The organism is Nostoc sp. UIC 10890, from assembly GCF_054786515.1.
The window spans coordinates 49,541-73,780 of sequence record NZ_JBSGKF010000005.1; the positions used below are offsets into that span (position 1 = coordinate 49,541).

At 40.0% G+C, this 24,240-nt stretch carries 22 protein-coding genes and 1 pseudogene; 10 read left to right on the forward strand and 13 right to left on the reverse strand.

Annotated elements, in window-relative coordinates; genetic code table 11:
• Positions 1-33: 33 nt before the first annotated feature.
• The gene (locus ACWATR_RS33810) at positions 34-1,035 is read left to right on the forward strand and encodes a hypothetical protein (protein ID WP_460342787.1); all 1,002 of its coding nucleotides are present in this window, start codon (positions 34-36) and stop codon (positions 1,033-1,035) included.
• Here ACWATR_RS33810 and ACWATR_RS33815 read toward each other — a convergent pair.
• Together ACWATR_RS33815 and ACWATR_RS33820 are read right to left on the reverse strand one after the other, a co-directional pair.
• The gene (locus ACWATR_RS33815; protein WP_460342790.1) at positions 996-3,497 is read right to left on the reverse strand and encodes a CHAT domain-containing protein; all 2,502 of its coding nucleotides are present in this window, start codon (positions 3,495-3,497) and stop codon (positions 996-998) included. The genes ACWATR_RS33810 and ACWATR_RS33815 overlap by 40 nt on opposite strands.
• A gap of 14 nt (positions 3,498-3,511) precedes the next feature.
• On the reverse strand, positions 3,512-5,968 hold the full coding sequence (locus ACWATR_RS33820; protein ID WP_460342793.1) for a two-partner secretion domain-containing protein: 2,457 nt from the start codon (positions 5,966-5,968) through the stop codon (positions 3,512-3,514).
• 33 nt (positions 5,969-6,001) lie between these two features.
• Between ACWATR_RS33820 and ACWATR_RS33825 the strand changes: the two genes are divergently transcribed.
• A complete protein-coding gene (locus ACWATR_RS33825) occupies positions 6,002-6,787 on the forward strand; it encodes an SDR family NAD(P)-dependent oxidoreductase (protein ID WP_460342796.1) in 786 nt (261 codons plus the stop codon).
• Between the two features lie 182 nt (positions 6,788-6,969).
• Here the strand turns inward: ACWATR_RS33825 and ACWATR_RS33830 are convergent, their stop codons facing one another.
• The 3 genes from ACWATR_RS33830 to ACWATR_RS33840 form a co-directional block, all read right to left on the reverse strand.
• Positions 6,970-8,346: an FAD-dependent oxidoreductase gene (locus ACWATR_RS33830; RefSeq protein ID WP_460342799.1), complete on the reverse strand. Its 1,377-nt coding sequence runs from the start codon at positions 8,344-8,346 to the stop codon at positions 6,970-6,972.
• A 752-nt stretch (positions 8,347-9,098) separates the two neighbouring features.
• Positions 9,099-9,290, reverse strand: a complete 192-nt coding sequence (locus ACWATR_RS33835; protein ID WP_460342802.1) for a hypothetical protein — start codon at positions 9,288-9,290, stop codon at positions 9,099-9,101.
• An 83-nt stretch (positions 9,291-9,373) separates the two neighbouring features.
• Positions 9,374-9,985 carry a tetratricopeptide repeat protein gene (locus ACWATR_RS33840; RefSeq protein WP_460342805.1) on the reverse strand — a complete coding sequence of 204 codons (612 nt, stop codon included), beginning with the start codon at positions 9,983-9,985 and terminating at the stop codon, positions 9,374-9,376.
• Between the two features lie 314 nt (positions 9,986-10,299).
• Here ACWATR_RS33840 and ACWATR_RS33845 point away from each other — a divergent pair, with 314 nt between their 5' ends.
• Both ACWATR_RS33845 and ACWATR_RS33850 read left to right on the forward strand, forming a co-directional pair.
• Positions 10,300-11,595, forward strand: a complete 1,296-nt coding sequence (locus ACWATR_RS33845; protein ID WP_460342808.1) for a glycosyltransferase — start codon at positions 10,300-10,302, stop codon at positions 11,593-11,595.
• Positions 11,596-11,744: 149 nt separating this feature from the next.
• Entirely contained in the window at positions 11,745-12,548 is an 804-nt protein-coding gene (locus tag ACWATR_RS33850; RefSeq protein WP_460342811.1) for an SDR family NAD(P)-dependent oxidoreductase, read from the forward strand.
• Between the two features lie 959 nt (positions 12,549-13,507).
• On the opposite strand, the gene ACWATR_RS33855 is transcribed toward ACWATR_RS33850, so the two are convergent.
• Complete coding sequence (locus ACWATR_RS33855; RefSeq protein ID WP_460342814.1) at positions 13,508-13,801, reverse strand: hypothetical protein; 294 nt, start codon at positions 13,799-13,801, stop codon at positions 13,508-13,510.
• Positions 13,802-14,034: 233 nt separating this feature from the next.
• Between ACWATR_RS33855 and ACWATR_RS33860 the strand changes: the two are divergent.
• Both ACWATR_RS33860 and ACWATR_RS33865 read left to right on the forward strand, forming a co-directional pair.
• Positions 14,035-14,412 (forward strand): annotated as a pseudogene (locus tag ACWATR_RS33860) (response regulator); the annotation flags it as partial.
• Between the two features lie 102 nt (positions 14,413-14,514).
• The gene (locus ACWATR_RS33865; RefSeq protein WP_460342817.1) at positions 14,515-14,880 is read left to right on the forward strand and encodes an ArsR/SmtB family transcription factor; all 366 of its coding nucleotides are present in this window, start codon (positions 14,515-14,517) and stop codon (positions 14,878-14,880) included.
• A 70-nt stretch (positions 14,881-14,950) separates the two neighbouring features.
• Here the strand turns inward: ACWATR_RS33865 and ACWATR_RS33870 are convergent, their stop codons facing one another.
• The 4 genes from ACWATR_RS33870 to petC form a co-directional block, all read right to left on the reverse strand.
• On the reverse strand, positions 14,951-15,949 hold the full coding sequence (locus ACWATR_RS33870) for an NAD(P)/FAD-dependent oxidoreductase (RefSeq protein WP_460342820.1): 999 nt from the start codon (positions 15,947-15,949) through the stop codon (positions 14,951-14,953).
• A gap of 18 nt (positions 15,950-15,967) precedes the next feature.
• Positions 15,968-16,696, reverse strand: a complete 729-nt coding sequence (locus tag ACWATR_RS33875) for a class I SAM-dependent methyltransferase (protein ID WP_460342823.1) — start codon at positions 16,694-16,696, stop codon at positions 15,968-15,970.
• Between the two features lie 27 nt (positions 16,697-16,723).
• On the reverse strand, positions 16,724-17,110 hold the full coding sequence (locus ACWATR_RS33880; RefSeq protein ID WP_460342826.1) for a rhodanese-like domain-containing protein: 387 nt from the start codon (positions 17,108-17,110) through the stop codon (positions 16,724-16,726).
• 284 nt (positions 17,111-17,394) lie between these two features.
• Positions 17,395-17,928 carry a cytochrome b6-f complex iron-sulfur subunit gene (petC, locus tag ACWATR_RS33885; protein ID WP_460342829.1) on the reverse strand — a complete coding sequence of 178 codons (534 nt, stop codon included), beginning with the start codon at positions 17,926-17,928 and terminating at the stop codon, positions 17,395-17,397.
• A gap of 280 nt (positions 17,929-18,208) precedes the next feature.
• Here petC and psbA point away from each other — a divergent pair, with 280 nt between their 5' ends.
• The 4 genes from psbA to ACWATR_RS33905 all read left to right on the forward strand — a co-directional run bounded on the left by psbA (position 18,209) and on the right by ACWATR_RS33905 (position 21,776).
• Complete coding sequence (psbA, locus tag ACWATR_RS33890) at positions 18,209-19,294, forward strand: photosystem II q(b) protein (protein WP_460342832.1); 1,086 nt, start codon at positions 18,209-18,211, stop codon at positions 19,292-19,294.
• A gap of 253 nt (positions 19,295-19,547) precedes the next feature.
• The gene (locus ACWATR_RS33895; protein WP_460343291.1) at positions 19,548-20,240 is read left to right on the forward strand and encodes an MBL fold metallo-hydrolase; all 693 of its coding nucleotides are present in this window, start codon (positions 19,548-19,550) and stop codon (positions 20,238-20,240) included.
• 55 nt (positions 20,241-20,295) lie between these two features.
• Entirely contained in the window at positions 20,296-20,841 is a 546-nt protein-coding gene (locus ACWATR_RS33900; protein WP_460342835.1) for a rhodanese-like domain-containing protein, read from the forward strand.
• The gene (locus ACWATR_RS33905; RefSeq protein WP_460342837.1) at positions 20,838-21,776 is read left to right on the forward strand and encodes a sulfite exporter TauE/SafE family protein; all 939 of its coding nucleotides are present in this window, start codon (positions 20,838-20,840) and stop codon (positions 21,774-21,776) included. The genes ACWATR_RS33900 and ACWATR_RS33905 overlap by 4 nt, the downstream gene beginning before the upstream one ends.
• 94 nt (positions 21,777-21,870) lie before the next feature.
• Here ACWATR_RS33905 and ftnA read toward each other — a convergent pair whose 3' ends face one another.
• The 3 genes from ftnA to ACWATR_RS33920 form a co-directional block, all read right to left on the reverse strand.
• A complete protein-coding gene (gene ftnA / locus ACWATR_RS33910) occupies positions 21,871-22,398 on the reverse strand; it encodes a non-heme ferritin (protein WP_460342839.1) in 528 nt (175 codons plus the stop codon).
• A gap of 136 nt (positions 22,399-22,534) precedes the next feature.
• Positions 22,535-22,756 carry a FeoA family protein gene (locus ACWATR_RS33915; protein ID WP_460342842.1) on the reverse strand — a complete coding sequence of 74 codons (222 nt, stop codon included), beginning with the start codon at positions 22,754-22,756 and terminating at the stop codon, positions 22,535-22,537.
• Position 22,757: 1 nt separating this feature from the next.
• The gene (locus ACWATR_RS33920) at positions 22,758-24,221 is read right to left on the reverse strand and encodes a nucleoside recognition domain-containing protein (RefSeq protein ID WP_460342845.1); all 1,464 of its coding nucleotides are present in this window, start codon (positions 24,219-24,221) and stop codon (positions 22,758-22,760) included.
• Positions 24,222-24,240: the final 19 nt, after the last annotated feature.

Genomic DNA, 24,240 nt, shown 5'->3' on the forward strand with positions numbered 1-24,240 from the left:
GTTAATTATTTGTAATACTAGCTAGTAATAAAAGTGAAAAAGCGTACTTTTTTGAATTTATTCTGCTTGAGTACTATTTTAGTGATAAATATGCCATTAGGGGCAAGCGTGCCGCTTACAAGAGTAAGAAGAAACCAGGTTCGCTGTGAGCAGCCAATTGGAAGGGTAGTAAGTAAAGGAGATGAACATTTTGGGAAAGGGAGCCTTATTTGTGAAGGAGAGAAATTAGAAGTTTTGAATGGTGGTTATATACGAATGTTATGCTTTAGTTCGGGAAGCCTTTTAAATTTATTTAGTGGAGTTATTTCTTCTGATAAATGTGCTAAACCAGAATCATATTTACCTAACTGTAATTCTACTGATGTAAAACTGTGTCAGATCCGAAAAGGTGGAATAGCAGAAGGTAATAAGCCTACGATTATTTCTCCTTACACTACCTCGATATTAAATCCTCGACCAGAGATAACTTGGACTCCTGTTAAGAGTGCTATTTCTTATAAAGTTCGGTTAAGTAGTTACGAATTTGAGTGGGAAAAAGTTGTAAATCAAACTCAGCTTACCTATCCTGCTGATGAGAAAGAATTACAACCAGGCAATGCCTATAGAATTGATGTTTTTGCTTACAAAGACGGCTATGCTATTACCGCTCACTCAAGGATTGTTAACCTGCTGCCCGTAAGCTACCAAGAGGAGATTGCACAAGAGGTTAAACGAATCAAAGAATTAGGATTGCCTTCGGATGAAACCGTCCTTGACATAGATGCTATTTATATGTCGAGAAATCTTTTAAATGAAACAATTGAGATATTAAAGGCACAAACGGTAGCAGGCACTCGAAATCCTAGTATTTACAGGGTGTTAGGCGATCGATATTTAAGGGTACGGCTACCAAACTCAGCCAAGCAGGAATATACAATTGCTGTTGAACTGGCTAAAAGTAGTAACAACTCAGTTGAGTTAGTAAAAGCGCAAGAGGGGTTAAAATTAGTGGATTTTTATAACCAACTTCCAACAAGTAAGAAAGGGGCCCAATAATAAGGCTTATTTTTATATTTAGGATCTGATAATAGACTCAATTGTGCAAGCCTTAGTGCTTCAGCTTTAGTCTCGCCATTTTTCAAACCCTTATAGAATTCTCTCATAACTTGAGCAGTAGAGTCGGCATCTACTTGCCATAAGGTTGCTACAGTGCTTCTTGCTCCTGCCTGGACTGCTATTCCAGCAATACCCAAAACAGAGTGCTTGTTACCTTTTGCTGTTTGGCAGGCACTCAAAACCAACAATTCAATTGCATCTTGACTATTTTGAGTTGTACCTTTGATTAAGCTACCGAAATCTCTAATATTGATTACCTTGTCATACGCTAAAAGTACTGTCTTAAAGGGGTCAGAACTGAATTGTGCGTGAGTGCTAATATGAACGATTGGAAAGTTATTTTGACTCAGTTCTTCTTCAAATCGTTTAATGGTAAATTTATCGTCTAACAACGCTGTTGAAGACTTAGTTTGTTTCTCAACATCTTTTACTTCTTGTGCCGTTTGGAGCAGTGGTTTTGATCCTTGAGGAGCATTTGGATCTGTAGAACTAGGGCTATCTTTAGACAAACCAACAATTAAAGCTTTCAACTGATCTTCATGTAAAGATTTAGGTTGTCTAACTCTAGAACCTAGAGTTTCTGCAATACTGAAGTGCTCTATTAAATAATCTTTGCCATCATACAACAACCCCATCGGCAGGCTTTGAAAAGATTTATCCAAGATAAACACTAATGTTCCTGAAGGAGGGAGATATGTCTTAATAGGTGCAATTAGCTCTTCATAAATTGCTTGAGAATACGAAATAATTATTCTCTCGTCAGTAGTAGAAAGTCCTTCGTCTTGTAAGGTTTCTAAAAGATGATCTACATTTGCTCTTACTTTTTTTGAATTAACTGAATAATGGTGAAGGGAGCCGTTTGTTGACTGAACAATTACTTCTATAGTATTACCCAAGTCAATAATATGAATTAATGCTGGAGCGCTGTTAAGATTTTGAAGCTGATTCAAAGCAACAAGGTCAATTTTACCGCATCGCAGAAAGTTCTCTAACCGTGCTATTTGTAATCCTTCATTTATCTGTATTACTCGTTTTAAATCAGGATTAGGAGATACTAAAAGTAATCGCATATAATTACGATATGTCGGCTCCATCTCATCCTGAAAAGAAAACTGTAAATCTCCATTAGTTGACAGAAGGCTATCACGAACTTGAGCCATATTTGCGATGGCTGCATCATAATTTTTAAGCGCTAACTCGGTTTTACCCTGTTTTTCGTAAATCTGCCCTAACTGCTGTTGCCATTTGTAGGCGATATCTGAAGCTCGAATTGATTGAGCTAATCCTAAAGCCTTACTAAAATATGTCTGTCTTTGTTCTGTTTGTGTTGATAATGTCCCCAGAGTCCCGAAACTATAAGATAACCATCGGGTACTATTAATAGTTTGAGCCATTTGGAGAGCTAATTTAGTATATCGAATTGCTACAGATTTTAATTGTTCATCTGGAATCTGGCTAAGGTTCTTAGCGAAGTTCAATCTAGCATGAATAGATGACTCAGGTGAGAATTGGGAAAAGGCGGAAGAGTTTTCATCTATTTGAAGCACCAATGCTCGAATCTGTTGATTAATTTGGGTACGAACATTTACTTTGTTTGGTTCATTTCTGAGCCATTTCTCCCAACTTATCAGTAAATTCAAATGATTCAACTGAGCTTGTAGTTTAGCTAGATTTGAGATACTTGGGAGATTTTGGATTAATCTATAATATTCTAACGAATTTTGCGCTTTCTGAGGAATAATAGTAGCAATATTATCTCGGAAAAGCGGTTCTTCTATCCAGGAGTATTTATTTTGCAATTGTTGGTAAATTGCCTGTTCAATATTACCTAAAGACAAATAAATTGCACTGATATTTTCTGAGGATACAGGTTTAGCAAGGGTTAATGTTTCTTGCAGGACTGTTTCCGATTCATTCAACTTACCCAAAATTCGTAAGACTTCTCCTAGATTTTGCAATCCGAGCAAGTTAAGTGATGTTGGTTTTTGTTTATTAACTGCCGCTCTGAGTTGCTCTTTTTGAAAAAGAGTAGCTTGCTGTGGTGCAGTATCACAAATCAAATCATTTCCATTCAACTTCAAAGTTTCTAAAAGTAGATTGCAAGCTTGTTTATGTAAGCCTAACGACTGGAGAGCAAGGTTTTGATTAATCAGGCTTCTGGTAATCCCTTCTTGATCATTAAGTTGGCGATAAATTTTTGTAGATTCTTTCCAAGTATCTAGAGCTTCGGCTGCCTGAGCTACAGCCAATTGCTCCTGGCCTAATGAAGTCAGAGATTCCGCTTGCTTTTTGAGAAAATCCTTTTCGACAGTCCGGGCACTGGAAGAGGATTGAATAGCAATTATGGAGAGCCATAAAAAGCTTGATAAGAGATATTTAAAGCTAGATTGGAAGATGATCATTTTTCTATTTTTTATCAATGAGGCATTGAAAAACAAGAGTTTGCAGACAGCGAAGCATTATCCAAGTTTGCCATCATTACTTGGTCTGTAGTCAAAACTAAATTTCCTTGCTCATCACGAATCAAAACGTTGGCTTCTATGATTTGTGTAGATTGTTTGCTTGTTGATGAGTTTGTTTTTTGGTTTTGGGGATTTGAAGCAAAGTTACTTTGTCCCATATCATTAAGTATCATGGCATCAGGATTAGGTTGTAAACTTCGAGAACTACTAACTATAAAATTACTTGCTTTGGTGGCTACTTGCCTCTGGCAAATGGAGGTAATTTGAGGAGCTTCGGAAATTTCTTTTGCTTTTATTTCGGTTGTGTAAATGTTAGAATTAACAATGTTAAATTGAATATTCCCGTTAATTCCGTATTTGGAACTAGTTGTTATTAAGCTATTAGGACTAAAAAATAGTCCTTTAGCATTAATTGTGATATTTCCACCACGACCTGTGAAGGCATTGGCTGTAATTCTGCTGTTTTTTGATCCAGAAATTATATCTGCATTAATTGCGATATTTCCACCATTCCCTCTGTTGTCAGCAGATGTTGAAATCGCACTATTTTTATTCATCTGTAAATAAGATGTATTAATAAAAATATTACCACCATTACCAGAGATAGTTGATGCTGCAATTGTACCTTGATTTAGACTGATTGAATCAGCAGCATTAACGAAAAGATTACCTGCTCCTCCAAACCCGTCATTTCTACCGCTAAGAGTAGCGCTATTAGTAATAGTTAATTTTTTCGTATTAACTGTTACTTGCCCAGATTCACCAGAAGCAATCGGAGGGAGATTAAATATTTGTTGGACAATTGAAGGTGCAACAGTAGAGGATGAGGACAAGCTACTTCTAAAAAGGGATGGAGATCCTTGCAAGATTCCATCTATATCTATAGAATCAGAAGCGTTAACAATAAGGTTTCCAGCATTGCCCGATCCTGTAGTAGAAGTACTAATTATACCGCCATTAGTAATGATAAGCTTTTGTGTATTGATTACTAATGAACCAGCATTTCCTTTATTGAAAGTTATATTTGAAAAAGAACTAGGAGTGAATAAGGAAGATCCTCCCGTTACTTTAATTAAATCTGCGTGTACTTTTACGTTGCCTCCATTGCCTGTACCGAAAATAGCACTACCTAAAGAAGCTCCGTCTTCAATAGTTAGTTTTTTTGTTGATAAAGTAAGATTGGCTCCATCTCCTGAACCATAAATAGTATTAGAGATAGTACTACTAATCGAAGGATTTATCGAACTAAACCCTTTTATTAGTACAGAATCGGAGGCATTTACTATTAAATTACTAGATTTTCCTAGACCTTGTGTAACTGTTGCTATTCCTGAGCCTCCTCTTAGACTCAGTTGCTTAGTATCTACAATCAAATTTCCTCCGTCACCTTTTGCTCCTAGATAAATTATTGAAGCAAGACCGCTACGGGCTTGACCGTCTGCTGAAGTGCCACTTATATCTATAGAATCAGTGGTTGTGACGTAAAGTGTTCCTCCTGACTTCTCTCCCAAAGTGCTATTTTCAATCTGGGAGCCATCTTGTACTGTTAATTGCCTAGCTTGAATTTGAATATCCCCTTGCCCCTCACCACTAGAATCAACAGACGCTCCTTGAAATAGTTGAATGCTTTTAAAGTTTTGTGCAAGATCATAAGTAAAATTAAAACCATTATTCGTAGAGTTAAGTTTGATCAAACTTCCTGACCCAACACTTCCTAACTCTATCCGCCCCCCAGCAGTTTTAAGAGTCCCTCCATCCAATATTAGGTCGCCTCCTACTAATGCTAATGTTTTATCTGGTTGCACTCGTAGAGTATTAGTCGTATCAATTAGTTGATTTGTTTTTCTAGTTCCTTGACCATCACCTTTTACTTGAATTGCGCCTGGATCAGTACCATATTGTAATCCTATTGGGGTATTAATACTTAGTAAAGGTGTATTTTCAGGATTTGTAGCACTAAAATCCAAATTATTTGGAAACTTCAAAGTAGTTGCTGTGCTAGCTATAAATGAACCTCCAATATCTAATCGTGCATCTTTTCCAAAAATAATACCATTCGGATTAATCAAAAATAGATTAGCAATACCATTAGCTTTAATAATTCCATCAATATTGGATATTGACTTCCCTGTTACACGGCTAATAATGTTTTGAATGTCTAAAGCATTATTGAAAAAAGTAGAAGAACCAGTTGAAGTAGAGAATTCCTGAAAGCTATGATATAGATTATTCCCTGCTCTAGTTCCTCCAGTGATTTCAATAGTATTATCAGAAACTGTAGCGAGAGAGTTTTGAGGCAAAGTTTTATCTGGAACAATCTGGGCTGTAACGGTTTTATTAAATAAAAAGACACAAAATAAGCCTAAATCAACTAGACATATTTTTATAATTGTTTTAAAATTTGTGGGCATAACTAACCTCTGGTTTACTCCAAAATTAAACTTATGACTACTGCTTTAATAACAGGAGCTTCTTCAGGAATAGGAGCAGCATTTGCAAATGAATTAGCTGCCCGCAAAAATAATTTAGTTTTAGTGGCAAGAAGTGAAGAAAAACTTCAAGAGCTTGCCCAAAAACTCCAAGAAGAACACAAAATCAAAGTACACATTTTAGCGAAAGATTTGACGATAACAACAGCGGCTGTTGATATTTTTAATGATCTGATTGAAAAAAATATCACTAGTATTGATACTTTAATTAATAACGCTGGGCTGGGGGATTATGGGCTTTTTAGTGAAAGTCAACGAACGAAACAACTACACATGATTCAATTGAATATAACGGCACTAGTTGATTTAACTTACCAGTTTCTTCCCCAAATGATACAACAAGGCAGAGGCAATATTATTAACATTTCCTCAATAGCGGCTTTTCAAGGGTTGCCATATATGGCCGTTTATGCCGCTACAAAAAGTTTTGTCCTTAGCTTTAGTGAAGCTTTGTGGGCCGAGAATTCTAAGACAGGAGTCAAAGTACTTGCTGTGTGTCCTGGCCCTACAAATACACAATTTTATGAAAAAGCTAGTTTTGATAAGTTTTCCAATGAAGCAGAATCACTACGCTTGGATAACCCTTCAGAAATAGCAAGGGAAGCTTTAAATGCTCTTAATTCAGAAAGTTCTCATATTGTTACAGGTCGATGGGATAATAAAGTAATCTCTGGAATTTCACGTTTTTTACCTAGAGAGATTTGGTCAAAAGTTTTGGAACAAGAGTTTCGCCCTAAATAGTAATTATCAAAACAGACTTTAGTCCTTTTGGAGTCAGAATACCTTAACTGTATTCTGACTAGGAAAATTACTAGTGAAGCTCTCTAGAGCCTGCGTTTCCTACAAAAAAGTAAGTTAGCAAGAGGGCTTGATAGAGAACGTCTATGGTTTGGCTTTTGAATTCTAAATAACTGAATTATTCTTCAAGATTTATTTGCTAGAGTATAGTAAATTGCTCTGGGGCTAAAAAGTTTTAGTGGGGAGATAATTAAATTAGTAACTTGCAGGAATAAAATGTTCATTTCTGGAAAAGACACAGTTCCCAAAATAAATTTTTGGCTATACCATTGTGTAAATTTATGCAATAACCCTCGCTTCTGAATGGATGGAAAAGTAGAAGGAAAAGCAGAGTCTTGAATTGTTGCTACATTCCAATGGGGAAAATTGCTTTTAGCTAATTCCTTTTGAAATTTGGAAGATAAAAAATAGCCATCGCTCGACCAATTTTTTTGCTTTTTCAAACAATTGCGTAAAACTAGTACAGCAAGTGAGCTAACTGTTAAACCCTGTCCATAAACAGGGCATAAGGCACAAACAGCATCACCTAAAGCTAAAAAGCCAAGTGGCAATTCAATTTTTTCGTAATGGCGGAGTCGATTAGCATTAGCACGATAAGCATAGATAGGAGAGATAGGCTCGGCATCTTTGATAAATTCATAAAACTTGGAACTCGGTAAACTACTGGCGAATTCTAAAAAACCCTGCTCGTCAACTGGAGGAAAGTCTCGTCCGTAACCTCCAAGAGTAGCAATCCATTCTCCATTTTCAATTCTTGCTAAATATCCTAGACGTTTGTTATTAGGGGGGACTTGAGGAATTAACATTACTTTCCCTTCAAATGCCAAATTTTCACCTTTTTTATAACGCCTTGTGGAATACCCTAAATGTGGATCAACTATACTCTCAGGGGGACAACTAAATTTCAACTTTTCTAGCCATTTTGGAGCAAAAGAGTGTCTGCCACTAGCATCAATAACAAATGAAGCTTCTTCAAGTCTCTCCTCTGTTGCTCCAACAGGATGTAGCAAAACGCCAGTGATTTTTTTTTCGTTATTACATACTAAGCCAGTTGCACGATGCCTCTGCAACCAATATACATTTCCTAACTGAGCGACTCTTTTCCGTATAGTCCACTCTAATAATGGACGACTACAAGTATAAGAAATAAATTCCGAGGGAGATGCAGCAATTGCACCCCATCCGACATTCGGGACTAACCTAAAAAATTCTTGTGCCCAATCTATTGGTAATGCGCCATTAAACTGTAATTCTTCACCTATTCCAGGAAATAATTCTTCAAGAATTCTGTACCCTTTGACCAGCAGCACATGAGGCTGAACAGACTGTGCTACACCTTTCCGAGGTATCGGTTGATCGGAGAACTCGTCACTATCAACAATAGTGACCTTAGAAAAAAATTCTGCAAGTACTGTAGCGCTAAGTAACCCTGCAATACTCCCACCAATTACAACAGCGTGAGTGTTATAAGTATAATTTTTGGCTTTTGTAATATTTACCATTCAATTCACTATTGTTTTAAGTGTGTAAGTGCTTAGTGCCGATGGAATAGAAGGTTTGAGGTAGTATATCAGTATTGAATGAATTAGATTTCTGAGAATAAAAACTGTTTATAAAAGTTAATAATCAAATTAATTACGGACTTTAAACTAAGACTTTTATTGAATAGAATACATGCGTCGGTTGCATTTTTAATGATTCAAAAATTATGCTTTTAGACAACGAAAATATGTCTTTAGCCAAAACTTTCTCTCAGACAAAAGTAATATTTGATACTATTCCTTCTTCAAAACGAGAAATCAAGGGTTTTGACTATTTCGCAGTGAGGGAATAAATAATTACGTATAAACTCTCATGAGAGAAAAGGTTTTTCCAGTGAAGATCGAGATTATAATATTGAACTTAAGTTGTAGGGCATCTGTGAAAAAAGGTAAGAGAAAGTGGATTTTGTCAATCGGCTAAAAGACTCAAAAGTATTTTAATAATAATAGTAGCTGGGTTGGGGAAAGAGGGGAGTGTCAGACTCAGCCGTGGTTAAATATCTCCTCAAGCCAGCAAGCTGGATTTATTAGCACTGCACCTTCGCAGACATTTGTGCAATCTAGGCTCTCACAAGTGGCCCTTTCGAGAGCATTTTTGTGCTTTGCAAGGGTGCGATGGCGTAACCGCCCGCCGGATACTGTACCGGAGGCGATCGCAAAACAGGTATTTTACCAAGGAGGAGCAGAGTGATAAGTCTGACGGAATGGTAGGCTTACCACTTACGCCCGGAACAGAACGAGAAAATGCATTTTAGGAAGCTGGAAGGCTTTGAAGTAGTTACGGGAGGGGCTGCGGCTGCGATGGCGTAACCGCCCGCCGGAGGCGATCGCAGCCCCTTCCATTCTGTAGATAGAGCATTTATTTGAGAAGTATTGCCGCGTTCACCCTTTGTGTTGGCGTACACTTGGTAGCGTGCCTAAGAGTTGCCATTGCCATTGAGCTACACCTTGCTCTAAAAAATCTAGATACGTGTACATGTTCAAAGAATTATCGATTATTGATTTTATTAATTAGATTTAAAGTAAATTGATATTCGGTTGTTTTGCCTTGTTGCTGAAATAGTACCGAAGCTTTTTGTAAATCTGTAATTGCTAACTCTAAATTTTTTAATACATAATGGGCAACGCCTCGATTATAATAAGCTTCTCCCTCTTGAGAATTAATACGCAAGGCTCGATTATAATCTTCAATTGCTCCTTTCAAATCTCTTAAGTTCTTCCGTGCAACACCTCGGTTGATATAAGCTTTTGCATCTTTAGGATTAAGACGTAATGCTTGATCATAATCTTCAATCGCTCCTTTTAAATCTCCTAAGTTCTTCCGTGCCACACCTCGATTAACGTAAACTTTTGAATAGTTAGGATTAAGACGTAACGCTTGATTATAATCCTCAATTGCCCCCTTAAAATCTCCTGAGCGATAGCGAACAATACCTCGGCTTAAGTATACTTCTGGATCATTAGTATTAACTTGTGCTAACTGCGATTTTGATTCACTTTCCAAGTCTAAAACTATTGACGAATTTTTAGCATTCACTTGAGAACTATTTAGAATTACTCCCAAGGCAATAAATAAAGTTGTTGATTTAAATATTTTCATATTTTTCAATCGCAAGTTTTACTTAGCCAGAATTTTTTCACTAGGTTATAACTACAATTACCATACAACAGGTTATTATTTTAATTTCTTAAACTGTAATTATCAATATGGTCGTAACAAAAGCATAATTAGGTCAAAAACTAATGTTTTTGTTTACGTAATAGGTAACATCTGCGATCGCCTGAAGCTGTCTTCCTTTGTCTCCAAACAAAACCAAAGGCTTAAGAAGAGCTTATCCCTTCCAGCAACAGGTAATTCAGTACAATTTTGAGTAGAAACGGAGTTTTGAGTGGAGAAACCAATTGAGGCAAAGTTTGACTGCACCAAGCCGGAAACTGAAGATTACGATCCTAACAGTAGGTTCAAGAGGAGACTTGCAACCATACTGTGCTTTGGGTATTGGGTTAAAACGTGCGGGGCATAAGGTGAAGGTAGCAGCGCATGAAAACTTTGAGTCGTTTGTTAGAAAGTTCGATTTAGAGTTTGCACCGATCGCTGGCAATATGGAAGAGTTTCTGCAATCGAAACAAGGGCAGCGATTGATTGCGGGAGAAAAGTTGAAAAAAGAAGAAGGAGATAAGCTTTTACTTCAACAGTTGGAATCAGCTTGGGATGCGTGTGTTGGAAGTGAAGTGATTATTTACACGCCGTTAGCTACCTTTGGATATCACATTGCAGAGAAATTAGGCGTACCCTGCTTTTTTGCATCAGTTCTGCCGTTGACTCCCACAGGGATGTTTGGGTTTTTGAGATTTGGTCAGATAACTAAAAACCCACTAAAGAAAGCAATCAACTATGGCAGCTACTTGCTAATAGAGTTTTTGCACTGGCAAAGATACCGTCCACTGCTGAATCATTTCAGAACCGAAACTTTGAAATTGCCGCCTTTGCCATATTTAGGCAGACGCTTCAGACAGAAGACTCCGGCGAATGTATCACGAATCCCTGTATTGTACGGGTTTAGTTCGCACGTCATCCCAAGACCCCGTGACTGGCCTGCATGGGTGGATGTAACTGGTTTCTGGTTTATTGACCAAGCCTCCGAATACGAGCCACCCCTGGAACTAGAGGATTTTCTTGGACGAAAGCAATTACCTTTGTGTTTTGGGTTTGGGAGCATGACGATGCCCAATCCAGAGTATCTCACACACTACATCGTGGAAGCTCTAAAGAAAACCCGTCAAGGCGGGATTATATTATCTGGCTGGGGTGACATTGGAAGAACAGTGAATGTAAAAGATTCGCTACGAGTGTTTGTGATCAAGGAAGTTCCCCATGATTGGCTGTTTCCCCAAGTGCCAGCAGTAATACATCACGGAGGAGCAAGTACAACGGCGGCAGTGTTACGTTCGGGAACACCATCAGTTACCGTACCTTTTTTTGCAGATCAGCCAGTTTGGGGTGAAAAGCTAACTCGGTTGGGAGTCAGCCCTGCGCCGATACCGTACCAAAAGGTATCAGAAGAAACCTTAGCGGCAGCAATTGAAATTGTACTGGGCGATGAGGTGATGCGGTCTAAAGCCCAGGAGTTAGGTGAAAAGATTCGGGGTGAAGATGGTGTAGCGAATGCTGTAGAAGCTTTCCATCGCCATTTGGGTTTGATTGAGTAAGTTATTATTTGGATGAGAAATCCTAGATAACCGTAATACATCATCATACCCACAACAGCAGTAAATGTCCACAGTTAAAGTTTGTGTTCATCTTAAATACTGGACATTTAAACACTATTTGCAAGATATATTCATAAGGAGTTGAAAATATGACAGGTAAAGCAAGCTATGACTTTGCTGGTAAAACGATTTTGATTACGGGCGGTGCTGGCGATATTGGTCGGGCTACCGCACAGCGTTTTGCCGCAGATGGCGCAGGTGTAGTACTCCTAGACTTAAACGAAGCGAAAATGGCAGAGGTTACTCACGAATTGGAAGTGTATAAAATTCCAGTCGCTGCCTTTGGCTGCAACGTCACCGCTTCTGAGGAAGTTGCTCAAGCCTTTTCTGGTGCTGTAGAGAAATTTGGACGGATCGACTATGTTTTCAATAACGCGGGTTATCAAGGAGTATTTGCCAAAACCGACGAGTATCCTGATGAGGATTTTCAAAAGGTCATTGACATCAATGTTGTCGGAGTTTTTCACATCCTCAAGGCGGCAGCCCAACACTTACGCAAATCGGGTGGAGGAGCGATCGTTAATATGGCAAGCTATGCAGGAGTAGTTGGCCCTCCGAATATGATCGCCTACTCAGCCTCGAAGTTTGCCGTAATTGGGATAACTCAGACAGCAGCGAAAGATTTGGCTTCCTACCACATTCGGGTAAATGCGCTCTCACCTGCGTTGATTGGACCTGGTATGATGTGGACGCGGCAGACTGAATTGCAGGCAGGTGTAGGCTCACAGTATTTTGATGCTGATCCTAAAGTAGTAGAACAGCAAATGATTAATTCAGTACCGATGCGGCGTTTGGGGAGCCTTGAAGAAGTTGCCAACAGTGTGGCATTTCTGATGAGCGAGGAAGCAAGTTACATTACGGGCTTTAATTTGGAGCTTACTGGTGGGCAATAGGGAAAGAGTATTGCCTCAGTTAGTCAGGGACTTCCAAAAACTGAGGCTATAACCTGAGTTAGCGATCGCCTAATCTAAGAGCGATCGCTTGCCTACTAAAAAATTATGGTTAAACTCAGACATACGCGCTTGACAAAGATTTTGAAGCATCCGCATGAGCGTTTGAATCATATCTGAGGATAAAAGTGAGCAACTTGCTCATCTTATGGTTACAGTGACATCAGTTGTGACTTTAGGCAAAATCTGGTTCTTGTCAGATTTTGGTGATCATTGAAGGTCACGCACTTTAAGGCAGACGGCAGAAGGTTTTAAGACGTTTTGTTATCCGAGCGTGGAACTTGTGGCCAAGACGGGCGATCGCTTACGGCTTTCTGATGATGCAGATGTTCTAAAATCCAAGCAAAGCTTCAATTGTGGGAATTTTTTCTTCCTCCTTCCTTCTGCCCTCTGCCCTCTGCATAGCTGCCTTGCTCCAACCAAGATCACCAAAAGTTGCCAAGAGCCACTTTATCCTTTAAGTGACATGCTTTGAAACCATAAAGTGAGCAACTTGCTCATCTTATGCTTACAGTGACAATACACGATCGCGGTGTGAATACAAAATAAGCTACTGTTATCTTTTATCCGATATAAACTACGATTAACACTACTTTCCTTGATACATAACACTTTCACCAACATGCGATCGCTCTGGGTGCATGTTGGCAACGGAATAGACACTATTGCGCTGCCGATAAATTTTGCTTGTCTTGGTATCGCCTTTGATGCGTAATCCAACGATACACACTTACAGGGTGCTAACTTTTAGTTATAATTAGCCGTAACTTATTATAGGCACAATTAACTATAGCTTTGACTGAGTGCAAAGATAGTTTACAAAAGTTGCTCAGGCGGTAATACTGCGCGGATAACTGCAACCGCCTTGATGCAGAACTGTCTGAGAATACAAATTGTCTGTTTTAATTACAAAAATTATCTACCCGAATATCTCGCCAGACATCAGACACTTGCCAGCCGGAATTTCCCACCGATTGTACTGGAGGATTATCAAGAAATGGAACATAGTCAGGAACTCTAGGCTCTGAAATCGCTACTGGTTTCTCCTCAACCTCAACCACAGGGGCAGTAGAATTGTCAGTATTAGCTTGAAGAAGTTGGTCTTCTGCCTCCTCGATTAGCTTCATCTGTCTCAGGGTAAGCTTGTCAGATTTTTTGATGATCTTCTTGGTATGTATCTCATTAGAAGCACTCATTGGCTGTTCCCTCGAAGGCATTGGTTTAAAATTTGTCTGAGTAAAGTTGGGAAAGTTAGGTATAAATAATTTGCACGGAATAAACACTCTACTGCAAAACTATGGAAAATACGAGTCCCTTGCTGAAGAAATTATCAATTGAGTACAAATTTCTTTTTCGTGCAGATGCCTTAGCTGTGGAGGAGGACAGATGCAAGTATTAAGCGATCGCTTCTTTCCTCATGACTGAATGTGTCTGTCAAGAATTACGGAAACAATCAGATGTACCAATTATCATGCTAACAGCCTTGGCAGATGTAGCAGACCGAATCACTGGGCTAGAACTTGGTGCTGACGACTACATGACGAAACCCTTCTCACCCAAGGAGCTAGAAGCCCGAATTGCTTCTGTACTGAGACGACGTTTTCACAAAAGTGATATGAATATTATTCCTAACTCTGGGATAATCCATGTTGGGAATCTCAAAATCGATGTGAATAAGCGGCAAGTCCATAAAGATGAGCAACGCATTCGGTTGACAGGTGTGGAGTTTAGCTTATTAGAGTTGTTAGTAAATCATTCAGGAAAGATTTTTTCAAGGGCTAAAATATTACAGCAATTGTGGGCCTTTGCCTTGCGATCGCAAAGTCTTTGCAGGTCAAAAGGTCATCGCTTGAATCATTTACAACTATAACTATATAGTAATATAAGTTATATATAAAATTGAATCCTTATGTCAAAGACCCTTTCTCCAAAAAATACTTCAGAAATCCTTGCTCCTGTTGCAGAGTATTTTAAGGTACTCTCTGAAACCAGTCGCTTACAGATTTTGAGTTCTCTTAGAAGCGGGCCGATGAACGTTACCGAAATGGGTGAAGCTACGGGTTTAGGACAAGCGAATCTCTCGAAACATTTAAAAGTGTTGACCCAAGCAGGTTTAGTGTCCCGTCAGCAAAAAGGAGTTAGTGTCTACTATGCGATCAGCGATCCTGTAATTTTTGAATTATGTGAATTAGTTTGCGATCGCATTGGCAACCAAATACAAAAACGGGCTAAAGAATTTGAACAGATCAAAGCCTTTAGCACCCTCTCAAAATAACTATTTCCTCAGCTTAACTGAGGAAAAGTTTCTTGGGAGTTTCCCTACTCCCCTCCCGACAAGCCATTGACTAGACATTCACTTTTAGATTCTCCTCCCAACGACGCGCACCATTGGCACGACGAATGTCTCGCCAAATTTGCGTAGCAGCTAAAGCACCATCCCCCGCAGCAATCACTACCTGATTCAATCCTACCTTCAAATCACCAATGGCAAAGACTCGCGGGTGAGAAGTCCGACACATCTGATCGGTAACTAGATTACCTCCTTTTAACTCTAGGTTTATCCCTTGCAGATAGGTATTGTGATAGCGGGAACCCATTGAAATTAGACCAGTTTCTAACTCAATCACCGAACTATCCACCAACTCGACACCAGTCATCTGGTGATTGTGTCCCAAGAATTGCTTAATTGGTGTCTCCACTAGGGGATAACCATGTTCTTGGAGTTTCTGACGCACTTGCGGACTTACTTCAAAAACTCCGTGAGTGAAGGCGGTAATGTAAGGTGTAAACCAGCTTAAGTTGAAGATCATTTCTTCAATACTTGCTTCACTACCTGCGAAGAAACCACATTTTTTATCTGTCATTTCATAACCATCACAAATCATGCAGACATGCAAATTATACCCAGCATAGTCATAAACATTCTGCATTTCATCCAAAGGTGGCAGATGGTCAATAATACCACTAGCAGCAATTAAATACTTAGAGCGAAACACTTCGGAAACGCTATTTACACGCCCCAGCTTGACCTTGACAGCAAAGGTTTCTCCCTCATCAACTATTTCTTCAACATAAGCATTAAGGAAATCACCATCAAGTGAAGTATAATGTTTTTTCCCACTCTGCAATAAAATCCTACCGGGGGTATCTGGTGGTAAACCCAAATAATTGTGCAATTCTTGCATCCAGAAAGACCTAGCTTTACCCTTGTCAATAATTAAACTAGAAAGACGAAAACGCTGTAAATAAATACCCGCAGATAGTCCCCCAGCACCACCACCGACAATAATCACATCATAGATTTGGTTAAGGTGTTGATTAAGGTTTTCTTTGGAAACTTTCATAGTTTTTATATTGTGAGTCTAAACAATTTGAGTGTTAATTAAACTTTTTGAATCTAGTTCAGCGATTTCGACAGTTTTCTTCCTAGCTACTCCAGCAATATGAGGGCTGACAATGGGAAAAGAAAGATTAAACTGTTGATAATCAACGCTCTCAAAACCAACATTGTCTAAAATTTCCCCAGTTTCACGGTTAGGGTGACAATTGTCGAACATTGTCTTCCAGACTGGTTCAATTCCATCTTGAATTCTGCGCGTCCAAGTACCGCATTGTGCTGCAACATGTTCGATAAATAAGAAACGACCATCAGGTTTAAGTACCCGCTCTATTTCTCGTAAGGTAGTTACAAGGTCAGTTACAGAACAGAGAACATGGGTACTGACAACAACATCAATGCTGTTATCTTCAATCTCTAACCTTTCTGCTGACCCTAAATGTAACTCAATATTATGCAAACCAAAGCGTTCCGCTTCCTGCTTGAGATAGGAATGCATGAAAGGATTTGGCTCAATGCCAATCCAGTAGACATCAGTGGGATAATAAGAGAGATTTGCCCCTGCTCCCGGCCCAATTTCTAAAACACGTCCGTCTAAATCGGCAAAGAAAGCCTGTTTGAGTTGTGCCATAGTTGCATAACTGCTGCAACCCTGCAACTTGATGGCACTGTTATCTGCGGTATTTGCTTTAGCCATTCCCCAAGCAAACAGACGTTTTAACCAGTCTGGAGTTATTTGTCTGTGTGGTGTCATAAAAAACTCCCGATTAAACCAAAATTATTACTTACCCGTACAAGTTTCTAGCCCCAATCGCCGCCACTCCATCATCCCACCGCTAATATTGAAGACTTTTGTAAAACCTGCTTTGACCAAATATTCAGCAGCGATGGGGCTGCGGTGGGAGGTTAAACAAATTACAACAACAGATTCGTTTTTGGGTAAATCCCAAAACCATTGGGGATAAAGCCAGCGACCTAAACCCGGTATCATGCCTATTAAAAGACGTGGCAAACTCAGGTTGATTGCCCCAGGTGCGTGAAACATCCCATACTCAAATTTGCTACGCACATCTATCAGCAAGGGAGGTTCAGCTAAGTTGGCAAATTCAGAAGGGGAGATATTCCCAAATGGTTGAATGGAAGATGTAGATGCCATTTCAGTAGTCATAACTTATACAATTCTCAATTGGTGGAAAGTTTGATGATGCCTACGGTGTAACCCTCTGGGGAAGCAAGCTACGCGTAGTGTCTCGTAAAGCCTGCGGCATAGTTACGCTTAGGACGTAGCCTCTCATAAAGAAAAGAGCGAAGCGATCGCAAATGTAGCTCTCAATAAACAGATTTTTTTCTCTATGTGACTCTGTGCTTACTTTACTACCTAGTGCATTTAAAAACATAATCTCGATGTTTACGGATTTATAGCAGATTGGAACCTGCTATCAAATCAAACTACTAAACCCACCAGGGTTTTTGCCCAGTGCGAGGATCAATTTCCGTCCAAGGAGAAATTCGGATATACTCCCCTTCCAAGTTAATACTAACAAGCTTGAGGGGAAGAGGTGCTGGCCCCCGTACTACTCTCCCATCAGGATCATAGCGAGAACCGTGACAAGGACATTGAAATTGATTGTCATTGGGATTCCAAGGAAAGGTACAACCCAAATGGGTGCAGTTATCGACAATTCCCCAAGGGTGCAGGGTGTCATCTGACTGTATTGTTAGGTAAGTAGGTTCTGCTCCTAAACCCGCGACTAAGGCACGAGTACCAGGGGGTTCAGCCAAAATCTGGTTAGCAGGAATGAGATTTCCGTTAATATCCTTAGCGAGGATAGAACCATCTTCACCCACTTCTGTGGGGGCAACAAAGAATTTAGCCGCAGGATAAAGTAGGCTGCTGGCTGTAGTGGCGACAACTGCACCTGTGAGAAAGTTTAGTAACTGTCGCCTCGACATTGAGGGACTTTCTAGAGGAAGACTCTCTGTCATGATTTTATACCGCTTAGTTTCACCATAGGTGTTGAGTGCCTTGGTGAATGTTTTGATCAGTAAATTTTATTTACTCTTCTACTATATTACTAATTGGTAATTTAGTTAATTATCTAAATTTTTCTAAAAGATGACTCTGTTCCTACTTTCGTTTTCCCGCAGGGGATAAGCATCTTTAAAACAAGATGAGAATTTACTTGACATTATATATAACTATATGGTTATATAAAGTATAAGGTTAACTTGCCTTGAACAACGATTAACCTCGGAATTAAAAATTATGACTATTTCTCTGCAAGAACGCCAAAGTAGTAACAATCTTTGGGAGAAATTCTGCAATTGGATCACCAGTACCAACAACCGTATGTACATTGGTTGGTTTGGCGTAGTGATGATTCCCACACTCTTAACGGCAATCACTTGTTTCGTCATTGCTTTCATTGCTGCACCACCTGTAGATATAGATGGTATTCGTGAACCTGTCGCTGGTGCTTTACTCTATGGCAATAACATCATTACTGCTGCTGTTGTGCCTACTTCCAATGCAATTGGTCTGCACTTTTATCCCATTTGGGAAGCGGCTAACTTAGATGAGTGGTTATATAATGGCGGCCCTTACCAGTTGATTATTTTCCACTTCCTGATTGGTATTTACTGCTACATGGGTCGGCAGTGGGAATTATCTTATCGCTTAGGGATGCGTCCTTGGATTTCTATTGCCTACAGCGCACCTGTTGCTGCTGCCACTGCGGTAATATTAGTCTACTCTATTGGTCAAGGTTCTTTCTCTGATGGGATGCCTTTAGGGATTAGTGGTACTTTCAACTTCATGCTTGTATTGCAAGCAGAACACAACGTTCTCATGCACCCATTCCACATGTTGGGAGTAGTTGGTATCTTTGGTGGTGCTTTATTCTCTGTCATGCACGGTTCTCTAGTTACTTCGTCTTTAGTTCGAGAAACCTCTGAAACTGAATCCCAGAACCACGGTTACAAATTTGGTCAAGAAGAGGAAACTTACAATATTGTCGCGGCTCACGGTTATTTCGGTAGATTGATCTTTCAATACGCATCTTTTAACAATAGTCGTGCTTTACACTTCTTCTTAGCTGCTTGGCCAGTAATTGGTATCTGGTTTGCTGCCTTGGGCGTATCTTCTTTTGCCTTTAACCTCAATGGTTTTAACTTTCACGATTCCCTTCTTGATTCTCAAGGTGTTGTAATTAATACTTGGGCTGATGTTTTAAACCGCGCTAACTTGGGAATTGAAACAATGCATGAACGCAACGTTCACAATTTCCCCTTAGATTTAGCTGCTGGGGATATTCAACCTGTAGCTTTAGCTGCTCCCGCTATTCACAGTTAATTAATTCTGAATTCAGTTCGTTCTAACTCCTCAAAAATAGTTTAGGCAACCCAAGTTAAAAATGCTTCGGGTTGCTTTTTTTATCAAGAGGGCGTTGCTATCAGAAAGAATCATTGTTTGGCGATAGCTACGCCTCGATGGAAGCGCCTACCGTAAGCAAGCGATCGCAACAGTCACAAAGAAGTGTGGACAATATATTACTGTATAGTTATACTATTGATTAATCAAACATTTTTATCTGGAGTTAGCCATGATGTTATTCCGACAACTCTTTGACCCGGAAACAAGTACCTATACTTATTTAATTGCAGATTTAGAGACTAAAACGGCGATTTTGGTCGATCCGGTATTAGAACAGGTGGAGCGCGATCGCCAATTACTCAAAGAACTAGGACTAACTCTCAAATACTGCTTAGAAACCCATATCCACGCCGATCATATTACTGGAACAGCTAAATTGCGGGAAGCTACAGGTTGTTTGGGGATTGTACCGGAAAATGCCCAAGCTATATGTGCAGACAGATTTATGAAAGATGGAGAAGTATTAAAGTTAGGGAGCGTGAAAGTAGAAGCGATCGCAACTCCGGGTCATACTGATAGCCATAATGCCTATTTAGTTAATGGTACTCATCTACTCACCGGAGATGCCTTGTTAATTCGTGGTTGTGGACGGACTGACTTTCAGAGTGGGAATGCAGGGATGATGTATGACGCAATAACGCAACGTTTGTTTACATTACCTGACGAAACCTTAGTTTATCCCGGTCATGATTATCGAGGTAACACAGTTTCCACCATTTGGGAAGAGAAACAATGGAATTCGCGCCTGGTGGGACGAAACCGCAGCGAATTTATCCAATTGATGGCAAACCTGAATCTACCCAACCCGAAAAAGATTATGGAAGCAGTACCCGCTAACCAGCGTTGCGGTAGCGTTGCTGCGTAACAAAATCACACAAAACTCTGCATTTAAAAATCTACATTCCTAAGTATAAAAAGCAATGACTACTTCCCGCGTAAACAAATTACAAACCGTTGATACTCAAACTCTCAAACAGTTGTTGAAGCAACAAGCTATCACACTCATAGATGTCCGTGAACCAGCTGAGTATGCTCTAGAGCATATTCCCGGAGCAACTTTGATTTCGCTCTCCAAATTTGATCCGCGCAAAGTTCCCCAAGATCAAGACACAAAAGTGATTCTCTACTGTCGTTCCGGGAATCGTTCAACAATGGCTGCTCAAAAACTATTTGATGCGGGTTTTACCACTGTTACCCATCTGGAAGGGGGTATAAGCGCTTGGAAACAAGCGGGCTATGCTACCACAATGAACAAAAATGCCCCCATTAGTTTAATCCGACAAGTGCAAATTGTCACTGGTTCATTGGTGTTAATAGGCACATTATTAGGAGCATTTGTTTCTCCTTGGTTCCTAATTCTTAGTGGTTTGATGGGAGCGGGATTAATGTTTTCGGGAATTACAGATAGCTGTATGTTAGGGATGCTACTAGCAAAGCTTCCTTATAATCAACGGAGTAGTGTATGACGCTGTGGATTATTGGGCATTTGCTGGCTGCTTGTATTGGGGTGAGCTTGGGTTTGATTGGTGGTGGGGGTTCGGTGCTAGCACTACCGATTCTAGTTTATGTTATGGGTATACCTCCAAAATCTGCGATTGCCATGACTTTGGTAATTGTCGGTACTGTTAGCTTATTGGGGGTAATTCCCCACTGGCGAGCCAAAAATGTTGATTTCAAGACTGCATTTATTTTTGGTTCAGCAACGATGCTGGGGGCATTTGTGGGGGCAAAAATTGCTACCCTCCCAGTAGTTACCGAAGCTTTTCAAATGATGCTGTTTGCAGTCATGATGTTGGTAGCTGCTGTGTTTATGATTCGGCGTAGTTCTAAGCCTGTTACAGCAGATGACAAACTGGCATTTTATCCCCCACCTGTCTGCAAGTATTGCTGGTTGTGGTTAATTAGTGAAGGCTTGGGTGTGGGAGTGCTGACTGGGTTAGTTGGTGTTGGTGGTGGGTTTGCGATCGTGCCAGCTTTGGTACTCTTGGGAAATGTACCAATGAAACAGGCGATCGGCACATCCTTATTAATTATTGTATTTAATTCAGTTGCAGGTTTTTTGGGCTACTTAGGTCATGTTTCTTTAAATTGGAACTTGATGTTCTCTTTCATTGTGGCTGCTAGTGTGGGAACAATTTTCGGTGCGTACTTAGCTGAATTTGTTCCAGCTAATAGACTTCAGAAAACTTTTGGTTATTTTTTGCTTGCAGTTGCAGCTTTGGTTTTGATGCAGAATCGTCAGCAACCGCGATCTGCGCTTCGCAGCAGCGCTTCGCTATCGCCCCAGGTAGAAAATCATAGCAACTCCCGACTAGTCACAGTCAGTAGACCGAAAAGTTTTGGGATACCTTCTCTACGAGATTCTATGCGAAGGGCGGGCGTAGCGATCGCCAAAAAATAACAGCATCTCAAAACTCCGTATGAAGAATTACACAGCGATCGTATGAACTAGCGGATAGCTAAGGTTTAGCCCATTCTGGCTTCTGAATTATTCTTTATTCTTTGATTGTTTGATTTTTTGGAACTCCTTTCGTGGCTGTTAAATTGGAAATTTCTCGATCAATGAAAAAGATACCCTGTCCTTCTGTCCCAATTAAATTAATTTTATCAAGAATCCCTTTGAACAGAAACTCTTCTTGATGTTGTTCAGCAACGTACCACTGGAGAAACTGAAGGGTGGAATAGTCTGGTTCCGTATTTGCTAAATGTACCAAATCATTAATCTTGTGAGTGATGCACTGTTCATGTTCGTAGATTTGTTCAAATAGTTCCTTCAGAGAAGAAAAATCACTGGGTGGAGCCTGCATTCCAGTGATGACAGCCAGTGAGCCTGTTTCATGTAAATAATTTAGCAAGCGTCGCATGTGCATCATCTCTTCATCTGCGTGTTGACTCAAAAAGCTAGCACATCCTTCCAAAGCTTTGTAGGCACACCAAGAACTCATTTGTAGATAAAGATGTGAAGAATACATTTCCAGGTTGATTTGCTCGTTCAATCGTTCAATGATGGCTGCTGATAGCATCTTTCTGACTCCTTTTTAATTTTTGACAAAGATAATTCGGAATAATGTCTTGAAAATGGAAAATAGAGAAGAGTAAAGACTAATATTCATGCTTGGTTGTAGAGTTTTCCAGGCATGGAAATCAACTACAAATTACTCAGCGCGATTCCACAAAAATACTTTGCGCTGTTTCCTGATCTAAGGCAGCGCGGGTTCTCCCAACTGTAATGATATAGGAAGGAAAACGTTGTTCCAGCACCAAATTACTTCCAGGTAAAATGCCGAATGCCATGAGTTTTTGTAACACTGAATGATCTTGAGTTTCTAAACTCACTACTGTTTGCGGTTGACCAATTTTGACTGTTGATAAAGCGTTCACACTAAAAGCTCACTCCGAATAAAATTAAACCGTGGTTGACGATATATCCCATGAGGAAGGCGAAGGGAAAAACAAACATTACTATTGCCAATGTGATTTTACTTCCCTGTTCCTTAATTAGGATTTGCAATTGGGCGATGCAGGGTAAGAATAAAGTCAAGACAATAGCAGCCACCACCAACTGATTACCCGTCAGGCTTCCCTGTTGCTGTAAATCAAACAGTCCGGCTGCACCATAATCTCGTCGGAAGAAGCCATAGAGAAATATCGATGCTGCTTGTTTCGGCATTCCCAAAGCCAAGGTTAGAGGTTCAATTGCCCGAATAATTAAGTCAAATAATCCGGTTAACCGTCCTACCCAAATTAAAACCGATGCCCATATAAACAAAGGCAAGATTTCCACAAAATACCACTTCATCCGCACCCAGGTTTTGGTTAGTATGTTCCGCAATTTGGGGAGACGTAAAGGGGGAACTTCCATGTAAAAACTGCCGGAAGTACCAGGTAGAAATTTGGCTGTGAGATAGCCAACAACTAAGAAGATGGCGGTGATAAAGCCTCCCCAAAAAAGCAAGGCGGCGGGTTTTTGTGCTAGTAGTCCCACAATTACACCCCACTGCGCTGCACAGGGAATGACGAGGGATAGTAAAAATGTGGCAATTAACCGTTCGCGTTTAGTTTCTAAGGTGCGAGTCACAATTGTTGCCATCGTGTCGCATCCTAAACCCAATACCATCGGAATCACGGCTCTACCTGATAAGCCAACGGATTTGAATAAGCGATCGAGCATTAAAGATAGGCGAGGGAGATAGCCGCTATCTTCCAAAAATGAGAACATCAAGAAGTAGGTAGCAACTACGGGTAAAACAATGGCTGTAGCATAACGAATACCCAAGGTGATAATGCCGTAGTCATTAGCAATGAGGTCTTGTATCGGTTTCCAGGGAATGAGTTGAGCGGTGAGGTAATTTACGACTGGGTTGATTTGTCCCTCAAAAAACGTTTCGATGCGATCGACGAGTTCCCCAGCGCCAAATTCACCGACAAATTTGTAAACTCCATAGTAAAGAATGACTACAAGAATAGGAAATCCGGTAATCGGATTGACTGTGAGTCGGTGGAGTGTTTCTGCAAGTGAAGATTGAGTCTGTTTGGTTTCATGCAGAACTGCTCTTTCTATAGCATTAGCCCAACTTTGACGAGTATTAGCGATCGCTAACCCAATAGGCTGTTTTAGTTGGTTCTGGGTAACAGTAATCAATATCTCTAGATAACTACACTGTTCTCGATCCTGTTCCAAAGTCTGCCATAACGTCGGGTCTTTTTGTAAAAGTAATAGAGCCAGACTGCGGGGTGAGAGTGAGTAGTTTTTAAATAAATAGTGATCGCCTAATGTTTGTCCCCAAGATTCTAGCTGGGCGATCGCAGTTTCAATTGGTTCTGGATAAGTAACTTGGCTAATCATGCCCTTGCCTCATAATCTA